General features: G+C 42.1%; 10 protein-coding genes. All 10 read left to right on the top strand.

Going from position 1 to position 11,297, the window contains the following annotated elements; all coding sequences use genetic code 11:
* The first annotated feature begins 28 nt into the window (after positions 1-28).
* Positions 29-862, top strand: a complete 834-nt coding sequence (locus SD31_RS15245; protein ID WP_262506585.1) for a TonB-dependent receptor plug domain-containing protein — start codon at positions 29-31, stop codon at positions 860-862.
* Positions 834-1,946, top strand: a complete 1,113-nt coding sequence (locus SD31_RS15240) for a TonB-dependent receptor (protein ID WP_052258784.1) — start codon at positions 834-836, stop codon at positions 1,944-1,946. The genes SD31_RS15245 and SD31_RS15240 overlap by 29 nt, the downstream gene beginning before the upstream one ends.
* The gene (locus SD31_RS15235) at positions 1,937-2,632 is read left to right on the top strand and encodes a hypothetical protein (RefSeq protein WP_052258782.1); all 696 of its coding nucleotides are present in this window, start codon (positions 1,937-1,939) and stop codon (positions 2,630-2,632) included. Before SD31_RS15240 ends, SD31_RS15235 begins: the two co-directional genes overlap by 10 nt.
* Positions 2,633-2,644: 12 nt before the next feature.
* Complete coding sequence (locus SD31_RS07900) at positions 2,645-4,000, top strand: SusD/RagB family nutrient-binding outer membrane lipoprotein (protein ID WP_231561323.1); 1,356 nt, start codon at positions 2,645-2,647, stop codon at positions 3,998-4,000.
* A gap of 13 nt (positions 4,001-4,013) precedes the next feature.
* Positions 4,014-4,220 (top strand): hypothetical protein, encoded by a 207-nt coding sequence (locus tag SD31_RS18875; RefSeq protein WP_231561320.1) that lies wholly within the window; start codon positions 4,014-4,016, stop codon positions 4,218-4,220.
* 48 nt (positions 4,221-4,268) lie between these two features.
* Positions 4,269-5,054, top strand: coding sequence for a DUF4397 domain-containing protein (locus SD31_RS07895; RefSeq protein ID WP_231561319.1), 786 nt, complete (start codon positions 4,269-4,271; stop codon positions 5,052-5,054).
* 2 nt (positions 5,055-5,056) lie between these two features.
* The gene (locus tag SD31_RS07890) at positions 5,057-6,058 is read left to right on the top strand and encodes a phosphodiester glycosidase family protein (protein ID WP_039053735.1); all 1,002 of its coding nucleotides are present in this window, start codon (positions 5,057-5,059) and stop codon (positions 6,056-6,058) included.
* A gap of 318 nt (positions 6,059-6,376) precedes the next feature.
* Positions 6,377-8,239, top strand: a complete 1,863-nt coding sequence (locus SD31_RS17325) for a TonB-dependent receptor plug domain-containing protein (protein WP_197053611.1) — start codon at positions 6,377-6,379, stop codon at positions 8,237-8,239.
* Complete coding sequence (locus SD31_RS17320; protein ID WP_052258776.1) at positions 8,188-9,465, top strand: TonB-dependent receptor domain-containing protein; 1,278 nt, start codon at positions 8,188-8,190, stop codon at positions 9,463-9,465. Before SD31_RS17325 ends, SD31_RS17320 begins: the two co-directional genes overlap by 52 nt.
* Positions 9,466-9,476: 11 nt before the next feature.
* The gene (locus SD31_RS07880; protein WP_197053609.1) at positions 9,477-11,189 is read left to right on the top strand and encodes a SusD/RagB family nutrient-binding outer membrane lipoprotein; all 1,713 of its coding nucleotides are present in this window, start codon (positions 9,477-9,479) and stop codon (positions 11,187-11,189) included.
* Positions 11,190-11,297: the final 108 nt, after the last annotated feature.

Raw genomic sequence — 11,297 nt, 5'->3', positions numbered from 1 at the left:
CTAATGGCTTGCGGGAGCTTCTGCGCAGATCCTTCGTGGCTTTGTATCTATCTCCGGAGACAACAACGCGTTAATCGTGATTGATGGGGTACCGGTGGACAACTCTATCATCAATGAGCACGATTTGGTGTATGATGGAACAAACCGGGAAAACGACTACTCTAACAGGGCTATTGACCTGAATCCGGAAGATATAGAAAGTTATGTCATCATGAAAGGAGCAGAAGCCACCGCTATGTTTGGGAGTATGGGTGCCGGAGGAGCTATCCTTATCACTACCAAAAAAGGTAAAGCGGGCCGCTCGTCGGTATCTTATACTTACAGCGGACGTGTAGAAACTCCTTACCGTTATCCGGAACGTCAATATGTTTATGCTCAAGGAACCAACGGTACTTACTCAGCGACGTCGACATACGCGATGGGTCCTCGCTTTAATCCAGAACAAAAAATCTATAAGGATAATACGAAAAACTTCTTTAGAACAGGCTTCAACCACAAACATAATCTGGTGATTGAAGGTGGGGCCGAAGCTCTTACTTACAGATGGTCGAATGAGTATTTCGACAATAAGGGTATTGTGCCTAATACGAGCTACAGACGTATCACTTCACGTCTTACCGGTACGTCAAAAATCAACTCGAAACTTGATGTGAATACTACATTCAGTTTTATGAACTCCCACAATGACAAAGCCAACAAGGGGGACGCAGGTTATCTGATGGCGTTGATGCGTTTTAATCCTCTGTGGGATGTAAGAGACTGGATTGATCGTGCAGGAAACAGGGTGCTTCACGTCTCGGATATTTATAGCGAGCTGGACAATCCTTTCTGGGATGCATATAAAAACAGTGCTTACGAATGATGTAAACCGTATCTTAGGGAATACACAGTTCAATTACAAGGTAAACAGCTGGCTTAGTATGCAAGCTACGTTGGCTGTAGATTATTCGAATACTAACGGATTCAAGATTTATCACGCCCAATCATATTCGGGATCGGGTAGTGCGAGTGATCCGGATTTAGGAGAGATTTATATTTATACCAAAACTGCCAGAATATTGTCTGGGCAATATCGAGCTTCTACAAGACATAAGTTTTGGGATAACAAATTTTCTTTACAGACGAGTTTAAGTGCTAACATCTACGACTACCACTATAATACGGATTCGCAGTACGGCAGAAAGATGTACGACCCTAACTTTTATAACATCAATAATACGGATCCGGCAGAACGAAGAGCGAAGAACTATATTGACAGACGCAGAAATATGGGAGCTTCGCTTCAAGCGGTTTTGGGTTATAAGACCTTATTATATTTAACTCTTACTGGTAGGGTGGATGCTTCCTCACGTCTGATGCCTAATCACCCTGTATATGCTTATCCATCGGGCTCTTTGGCGTTCAATTTCTCTGACTTTGACTATGTCAAAGAGAATTACAAATGGCTGGACGACGGTAAGTTACGTTTTTCTATTTCAAGAACAGGTAAGGAGCCTTTCCGCTCGTATGCTACCCGTTCTAATTTGGAAACGCAGATGACCTCGGGTGGTGGTTTTGCTTATCAGGTAACTGGTGGTAACCCAAATCTTAAAATTGAAACCACAGAAGATGTTGAGGGAGGTATCGAGTTCTCCTTATTTAAGAGAAGATTTACGTTCGACTATACCTATTATCGTCGACGCAGTATTGACCAGATTTTCCAACCACGATTGAGCTATGCTACCGGTTTTATTTTGAGAACCATCAACGGAGGTATTATAGAAAGCAGTGGTAGTGAAATCCAAGCTAATATTGCTCCTATCCGTAAGAAAGATTTTTCATGGGATATTACTTTGAACTATACACAGCAGGAAAATATAGTGAAGTCTATGGCAAAGGATCTTCCTGAAACGTACGATTCGGACACTTGGGTTGACAGGGGGTGTTCGTTCGGGCTGTGTTTATAGGAAAAAGTATAGGTTCGCTTTCTGCTACACAGTTTGCCAGAAATGATAGAGGAGATATCCTCATCAACCCTCAGAACGGATTGCCTGTATTGCCATCAGAAACCACATGGGGTTATGTAGGTGACCGTATCCCTGACTTCACGCTCGGTATTGTTAATAAATTTAGATATAAGGACTTTACCTTAAATTTCTTATGGGATACCCGCTTTGGTGGAGACGTTTACAACTTGTTGGGGTACCGTATGTATGTTTACGGTTTGAGTGAACATACTTTGAATCGTGAGGAGCCACGTGTGGTAAAAGGTGTGCTTAAAGATGGTCTTGAAAATACCGACTTCCCTACTCCTAACACCATTGCGGTAACGCCATATTACACTTCGGCTTATTTCTATAATAATATCACAGGTGAGAAATTTATAGAAAAAGACATTTGGACCATCCGCTTAAGAGATATCACCTTGTCTTATAACCTTCCTAAGAAGGTCATCAGACGCTTGGGAACCCGCAGCAGCATGTCTTTGTTCTGCACTTTGACAGACGTGGTGTTGTTAACCAATTATTCGGGATTGGATCCGGAGTCTAATGCCAACACGCCTGGTTTGGGAGGTATTGGTGGATTCGGAATTGACTATGGAAATATGACCAGACCTTTGGGAATGAACTTTGGTTTGAGATTGAAACTCTAAATACATGAAATCATGAAAATCAGAAGATATTTAGCTGCAGGGGCGGTATTATTGACAACTCTGAGCGTCAGTTGTAAGAAATTTTTGGACATAAACTACAGTCCTTCCTTTCCGCAGGAGGTTTCTGCAGAGCTGTATTTGTCTCCTATCATCTATCAAATAGCCAACTGTTACGGCCAAGATCAGCGTATTATCAACAAGTTTACGCAGGCTATGTTAGGAGCTAGTACGGACAGGGCTTCTTATATATGGGAGCAGCATAGTTATCCAGGAGGTACCAGCGATGTGGGGGGCGTTATGTGGCGTATGGTATATTTCAACCACGGCATGAATTTGGAAAACCTTCTTAAGGATGCTATTGCTAACAAAAAGTATGAGTTTGCTGCTATAGGTTATGCTATCAAGGCTTTCGACTATCAGGTGTTGACGGATTATCATGGTCCGATAATTTTGGATGGGGCTTATGAGGATCGTCTTCAATTTGAATATAGAGACCAACCGGACGTGTACAAACGAGTGCAGGCGTGGTGCGATACAGCCTTGTATTACCTAAGTCTTAACAGTCCTGGTGATTACAGTGCGGCGCTGACCAAATACGATTATATGTACAACGGTAATATGGAGCGCTGGAGAAAGTTTGTATATGGCATCAAAGCCATGAATTATGCGCGCTATATCAATAAGCCGGACTTTCTGACCAATTATGCTGATTCAGTTATTAAATATTCTACCTTATCATTTGCTTCCGAATCAGATAATGCTGTGGTTAAATTTGCGGGCTCCAGTGCCGAGACTTCAAACGTATATGGCGCAGACCAAGCCTTACTCAACAGTTCGTATTATAACAGAGCAGGACAGCCTATCTTGAGTTATTTGACTGGAGGGGTGCGTGGAGAGCCAGATCCGGAGCCAAAGACTTCTGTGGACCCACGTTTGTCGAGGATGCTTAAATTCCGCACCACAGACAGTATTTATATTGCTGCAGTTCCGGATGGAAGATCAACGTCAAATAGTGCAGTACCAGCGGTAGGCAGCTTCTATATGTTCAAGAATAAGACGGATTTTCCTATCATGACCTATTCGCAGATGCAGTTCATCAAAGCGGAAGTGGCCTTAAAGATGGGAAATAAAGACCTCGCTTACCAGGCCTATCTGAATGGTGTGAGGTCGCACATGAACTTTGTTAACAAATATACCGCGGTAGGAGATGAGAACGCTAGTGCTGCGTACAACCCAACAGAAATTACGAATGCCGAAATTCAGGCATATATGGAGTCGTCGGAAGTAGCACAATCTGCAGATGAGTTGACATTAGCGGACATTATGGGACAAAAATATATTGCTTTGTGGGGTTGGGGAGGAGTATGATATCTGGACAGATATGCGTAAATACCGTTATGATACGGAGATTTTCCGTCAATTTATTCCGTTGGCAGGTAGTCAGTTAGTACATAATGACTATTGTTATCGTGTACGTCCAAGATATAATTCAGAATATATGTGGAATGCTGAAGAGTTGCTGAAATGGGGCGGTTTGGAGGCTGACTACGTTGTGAAACCGGTTTGGTTTGTTTTAGACACCTATTAAAAGATGCTGGCTATGAAAAAATATTCATTCATATTGTTAATTCTAAGCATGCTCTTTCTTGCAACGACCAATAGTTGCAAAAATGAGATGATTATAGATTTCGGGGAAGTCGAATTTATGGAAGATAACAAGTCTATTGTGAAGATAAATATGGCTTCCGTGTATCCTGACGACAGATATATGTATGTCAAATTTAACGATGTACGTGTAACACCACTAATCAGAGCACGTGAACCTTATCCAGGAGGAGGTTACAATACTAGAGGTCCATCAAGCTCAGAGTTTTTGATGGTAAATGGTGGAGATATCAATGTCAAGATATGTATTCCCAAGTCTAAAGACGATGGGCAGGACTCCTTGGTATTGTACAGCACTAACGTAACTATCAAGGGAGGTTCACGATATACGTTTCATATTGCGGATACAGGAGCAAACACGAAAGTTATTCCGACGGAAGAAGAATTTATCTTACCCGATTCATCGTATGCGGCATACCGCTTCATCAACTTGATTCCTAACGTGGAGGCAGTAGACTTTTATTACGGATTTTACTCTACGGCAGCAGGTTCACAGACGCCGGCCCAAGACTCCTTGGTGGCCAGCAATGTGAAGTTTGGTGAGATTTCGCCTAGAATAGTATTAAACCGTTCGGTGACTAGGACTTTTAAGGTAAGACCTGCGGGAGCTCCAGTTACCAATGAGAGTGTATTGGCTTTCTATGCTAATGCCGGAAGTACGTTGAATCAACGTCAGTACACCTGTTACGCCTTAGGCTGGGCAGGACAGACCTCAACGATTATGAAACCATATATTTCATTCATGTTAGTTCGATGATTATGAAAAAGAATCTGTATAAGATATTGAAGATAAGTTTGCTCTTTGTATCCTTACTGTATTTGCAGACGGCCTGCAAGGAGCGAGATGACTATCCTAAATTTGAAGATGAGGTGGAAGAACCTCCTGTAGAAGATATTATCCCACCGGATAATTCGCCTACAGTCCAATTTAAGCGTATCATGGATAATACCACCTATGTCAAAACCTTCCAGATGGATACTACTTATTCTCCGCGTGCAGGGGTTGAGTATATTCACGCAAGATTTATCAGTAATCTGGATTTGCCTATAAGTATGCACATCTTGGAGATAGATCTTACCAAAGCTAATGTGACCATGCAGGTTTTGTCACCATATAATGATTATCTGTATGCAACACAGCATATCCACGATATGGTTAGCTTTAACCAAGCTACGTCGGAGGGGGAGATCATCGCTGCTACGACAGGCGATGCAAACTCTTCGGCCACTGCTGGAGGAGGATATGTTAAGTTTGGAAGGGTCATACAGCAGCTTACAGGAAGTACAGCCCAGACGCGTCCTCACATAGGGGTACGAAAGGGATCTTCAGTGATAGAAATCTTTAACAGCCCTAACCAGGCAACTTATCCTACCGATCCGATAAATTATAGCCAGATGAAACACCTTGTAGGGGGAGCAAACTGGTTGGTTTTCAACAATGACCTTATCGGAACGGGAGATGCGAGAGCTGTACGTAATGCTGTAGGTCTTACCCAGGATGGCCAAAAGGTTTATGTAGTGACTGTGGATGGTATTGTTGCAAACTTCTCCGAAGGGATAGGTTTGGGAGATTTGGCAAAAGTGATGCAGGCCCTTGGTTGTTACAAAGCATTTCAACCTGTAAGTGGAAATAGCACCTCTTTGGTTCTTAAACAACCGGGAGATCCTAAATCCGACTGGATAAGGAAAAACATATTACAGACTTATGCGGGCGGTTATACAGGGATTGGTTTTGTGCTGCTGGGCAATAATCCCAACTAATTTAGATTAAAAATCTTGCCTAAGTGCAAGGCATATTAAATAAACCGATACATTTGGCGTCTAAAGAGCTTCTTTAGACGCTTTTTTTTGTGTTAATCGTGCGTTTTTTTTGCGTATTTACAAAAAAATCATTGCAAAATACGCGCTTTTTATCTAATATTGCTATTAGTCAGTTAAAAACCAGTGCCTAAATTCTGAAAAATCAGGAAGTGTAGATTTATAGAGTAAGCGAAATTAATATTAATAACACGTCGAGAGGTGTTATTTGGTGAATATATATATTAACCAACTATTCTAACAATTATAATCTATTAACACATGAAAAGAAGATTTCTTCTAACATTTTTCGGGGTCGCGTTATACGCCTCCTGTCTGATGGCCCAACAGAAATCTATTTCCGGGAAGGTGATAAGTCAATCCGGAGAAGCGTTGGGCGATGTTACAGTGTTGATTCAGGGGACGAATCGGGCTGTAAAAACAAATGCTGATGGTAGCTTTAGCATTCAAGCTGCCCCGGGAGAGAGATTAGTATTTAGGCTGGTGGGAAGTAAGGAAGTGGTGCAGGTGGTAGGAGAAGGTACTGTCTATAATGTTACTCTTCAAACGGGGTCGGAAATTGATGAAGTAGTTGTTACTGCCGAGTTCGGTATGAAGCGTGTGAGCCGTGCCGTAGGATCATCGATACAGCATATTGACGGCGGTACGATTAGTGAGTCAGGTCGTGAGAACTTTGTTACGGCATTAGCGGGTCGTGTTCCCGGTCTTAATGTTACCTCCACCAGTGGTACACCAGGAGCATCCAATACCATCGTGCTGAGAAACATTACCTCCATATCGGGTAACAACCAGCCTTTATTTGTAGTGGACGGTATTCCTATGAATAACTCTACCTTCGATCCGTTATCTATGGCAGGTTCCGGTAGCAGTACCTATTCTGTACGAAATCTGGACTTCTCTTCGCGAGGAGGTGATTTCAACCCGGAAGATATCGAAAGTATAACGGTTTTGAAAGGTGCCGCAGCCGCTGCTCTTTACGGTTCGGATGCGTCGAATGGAGCTATTATTATTACGACCAAAAAAGGTAAGGCAGGTAAAGGGACTATTTCATACGGAAACTACTTTAAATGGGAGAAAGCATACGGCTATCCTGAAATGCAGACGAAATATGCCAACGGTAACTATGGTACCACAAACTATTATAATACAGCACGTTTCGGTGGATTATATCCTGAAGGAATGAAGCTGTATGATAATATTGCTGCTATTTTGCAGACAGGAGCCCAGCAAAGACATAATGTTTCTATAGATGCTGGATCGGAAAAGGCTACCATTCGTGGAGCATTTTCTCAGTTGAATCAAAACGGTATTCTTAAAACTACGGACTATGACCGTACAAACTTAAGTTTGTCGGGAAAAGCTACGGTGACGCCATGGTTCAGCTTCGATGGAGCTATGCAATACACAAAAACAGGAAACAGCAAAGTTTTGAGAGGGACTGATGGGCCTCTGTATCGTGCAATGTTGTGGCCTTTGGTAGATGATATGAGCAGATACCTTGATGCTGACGGTAGTCACATGCGTAAACCTGACTATTATGTGGATTTGGATTTGCTAAATCCGCTGTTTGCTATGTATAAGAATAAGCTGTATGATAAATCAGACCGTTTCTTAAGCAACGTTTCTGCAAACATCACCCCTTTTGCTAACACGTTTATTCGTGCTCAAGTAGGGTGGGACGTAGGTATGCAGACTTACGAAACATCACATCACCCTTATTATGCCAATGCAAATAACGGTTCTGGAGAGTACAACCTTGTGCAATCTAATTTCTCCGATCCTACCATCAACATCTTAGCAGGGTATAATAATAAGTTTTTGCAAGACAAATTGTCTTTTTCCGGACAAGTGGGGTATCACCAACTGGAGAATAAGGTAACGCGTTCGGCAGCGAACGGAACCAAATTTATTGTTCCTGATTTTCAATCTATTAATAATACAGATCCATTATCGCAAACAAGTACTCAAAGAAATACGAGAAGAAGAATTCAAGCCCTTTCGGCACAGTTTGAGTTCGGATATAACAATTTGGCTTTCGTGACATTCAGGCACGTAACGACTGGTCTTCGACATTGCCAAAAGATAATAACCGATATTTTTATCCAGCTGTTGAGGGATCATTAATCCTTTCGGACCTACAGTTTGTGAAAAATATTTCGGCAATTAATTTCCTCAAGTTGAGAGGATCTATTGCACAGGTAGGTAAAGATGCAGGTCCGCTCGAAATCTATCCTCAGTTGGAGTATAGTGATCAGTCGGGAGGAGGTTTTAAATATGGTTTTACAGGACCTAACCCTACATTACGTCCGGAAATGACTACAGCGCATGAGGTCGGAGTAGATTTCCGCGTTTTCAACAACCGTGTTAATGGTAGCTTCACATATTTCGGTACGCGCAATTCCGACCAGATTGTGAAAGGTTTCCGTTTGAGCTACGCTACAGGTTTTGTGTTGAACAACATGAACGTAGGAACTTTCAAGACATGGGGTTGGGAAGCCCATCTGGATGGAGACATTATTAAGCAACCTGGAGGTTTTACATGGAACGTTGGGGTGAACATGTCTCAAGGTAAGTCTAAAGTGGTTTACCTACCAGAGAATGTTACAGAGTATTACAATGCATATACATGGAACTCCGGAAATATTCGCAACGGTATAATGGTAGGTCATCCTATCACTACCCTTACGGGGTTGGCTTATGAGAGAAACGAAAAAGGAGATATCTTGATTAGTCCAAGTACAGGTCTTCCTATTACTCAATCCACCTGGTCCGTGATTGGCGATAGGGAACCTAAGGTTCGCTTCGGTATCACCACAGCGTTGTCGTACAAAGACTTCCGTCTTTCAGGATTGTTCTCTGGAAGATTAGGTGCTACGGTTGTGAATGGTACTAAGCGCACGATGATGACCAATGGTACAAGCTGGGAGTCGGTAGCATTGAGGGAAAGCGGTCCGGTAATCTTCCGCGGTGTATTGCGTGACGGTAATGAGAATAGCGACAATCCTACTGTCAACAACATAGCTGTAGATTATAGAGCGTATGGAGCGACAATCTTTGCCGGAGGGGATGAAGACTGGCTGGAGAAAAATGTTAATTATTTGCGTTTACAAGAGTTGAGATTGTCATACCGTCTGCCTAAAACATTCCTACAGAAAGGAAAAATATTCTCTTCTATGGATGTGTATTTTGTGGGTAATGATTTGTTCACTTGGACAAACTACTCAGGTATTGATGCGGTAGGAAATACCGTTTCCGCTGCTGCGGGAGGTACCGGAGGTGAAGGATATGACGTATGGTCTATTCCTAGTCCACGCGGTTTTTCAGTAGGATTGAGTTTAACATTAAATTAATCAAAGTAGAAATGAAAAAGAGATTCTTATATATGCTTTTCCCTCTGCTTACCATGATGGGAAGTTGTGATAAGTATCTGGATGTCAATAAGAATGTTGATGCTCCGGACTATGTAGAGGGATACTTGTATTTGGCAAATATTATCCAACAATATCAAGGTATTTATTGGGATTATCGTGCTATAGGTCCTTTAACCCAGATGATGGGGACGACGAACTCCACTTATACCTCTTTTGCTAACCATTATTATGCTTTGGCTTCCGATGCAGGAGGTGAACTTTGGAGAATGGTGTATTGGAATCAAGGAATGAACCTTGAAAATATGATTAATCAGTCGTTGGAGGCCGAAGACTGGACCTTAGCCGGAATTGGCTATGCCCTTAAGGCTTTCAGCTGGGATGCTCTCACTAAAGTGCATGGCGAGTTGCCAATGAAAGATGCTTTTGTGCCGGGCTTATTATCACATAATTATGATTATCAGGACGAAATCTATGCACAAATTCGAGAATGGGCACGTAAAGCAATAGAGTTGTTAGAGCGAGAAGATAATCATAATTACGGAACCAAAATAAGTGCCAATGACTTTATCTATGCGGGAGACAAGTCTAAGTGGATAAAGTTTGCTCATGCAGTGATTGTGCGTAACTTAGCGTCCTTGAGTAACAAAAAGGACTTTAAAGATAAATATGCTCAGGAGCTTATCGAGGCGGCATCAAAGTCTTTCCAAAGCGCAGATGATGATGCTACAGTAAAAGTTACCGGTGGATCACAGAGTGCTCCTTATTCTAACTATAATAACTTTTGGGGTACGGCAAGAGCCAATCTTTCGTATAGCTTCTTCCAGCATGAGTATGCTGTACAGGTATTTACAGGTACTGTACCGGAGTATGATCCTGCTACCGGTGATAAAATTCGTGTAGAGGGCAATTCCTACTATCCGTATAAGCTGGCTGACAAGCAGATTATTGCTGATACATTAGTTAATCAATCAGGACACTTCGACCCTCGAGTTGCAGTGAAGCTAGGAACGACGAGCAATCCAAATTACATTAGTATAGGCAATGCGGATACCGTAAAATCGTATAAGTTCTATGGTGGAAGTTTCACCTCAACGGCAGGTTCAGTAGGGACAGCACCTTCCTTCTATGGCAGAAATGCTTCTTCTACTTATTCAGGAGCTACTAATGATGGTATCGGCCGCTGGATTTATCGTGATGATGCTCCTTATATTTTGACTACATATGCCGAGATACAGTTCTGTTTGGCTGAAACGTATTGGAAACTAGACCGTAAAGCCGAGGCATTTGAGGCGTTCAAAAAGGCGGTGGCAGCCGATATGGCTACTACAGCAAGATATATTTATCCAGGTAAGGAAGGAAGCCCTACAGGTGGTGACAAAATCACCCGAGAACTATTTAATCAGCTAGCCAACGAGTATGTAAACGGTCCGTTTGTCAATGGCTTGGCAGACTTCACCTTGTCCCATATCATGATGCAAAAATGGGCTGCTCTATATCCTTGGGGCGCTTTGGAAGCATGGGTAGATATGCGTAAATATCATTATGATATAGAGTATTCGGGTGAATATCCTACAAATGGCAATGGCTGGATCCAAGCTCAGTTGGAACAGAAAAAGGATACCGACAATTCAAAAGTCTATAAAGGGCTTTATCTTATTGCCGGCACAAGTTCAAAACAGAAAAGGGTCTTACAATATCTATAATGAAGGATCTCCTTGTTATCGTCTGAGACCTAGATATTCACAATATCTGAGTTATATCTAAGCATTGGAAAAATTAAAACCTATAGCAGGTACAGCAAATAATTATCA

The sequence above is a fragment of the Sphingobacterium sp. T2 genome, from assembly GCF_000814685.1.
In the GTDB taxonomy this organism is placed as follows: Bacteria; Bacteroidota; Bacteroidia; order Sphingobacteriales; family Sphingobacteriaceae; genus Sphingobacterium; species Sphingobacterium thermophilum.
The sequence above is the reverse complement of the archived record's forward strand: the minus strand, read 5'-3'. Positions and strand labels throughout refer to the sequence as shown.

Bases quoted from the DNA above. Each gene is read 5' to 3' on its own strand.
- SD31_RS15240 (WP_052258784.1), top strand. From the start codon at position 834: ATGCATATAAAAACAGTGCTTACGAATGATGTAAACCGTATCTTAGGG.
- SD31_RS07900 (WP_231561323.1), top strand. From the start codon at position 2,645: ATGAAAATCAGAAGATATTTAGCTGCAGGGGCGGTATTATTGACAACT.
- SD31_RS18875 (WP_231561320.1), top strand. From the start codon at position 4,014: ATGCGTAAATACCGTTATGATACGGAGATTTTCCGTCAATTTATTCCG.
- SD31_RS07895 (WP_231561319.1), top strand. From the start codon at position 4,269: ATGCTCTTTCTTGCAACGACCAATAGTTGCAAAAATGAGATGATTATA.
- SD31_RS07890 (WP_039053735.1), top strand. From the start codon at position 5,057: ATGAAAAAGAATCTGTATAAGATATTGAAGATAAGTTTGCTCTTTGTA.
- SD31_RS17325 (WP_197053611.1), top strand. From the start codon at position 6,377: ATGAAAAGAAGATTTCTTCTAACATTTTTCGGGGTCGCGTTATACGCC.
- SD31_RS07880 (WP_197053609.1), top strand. From the start codon at position 9,477: ATGAAAAAGAGATTCTTATATATGCTTTTCCCTCTGCTTACCATGATG.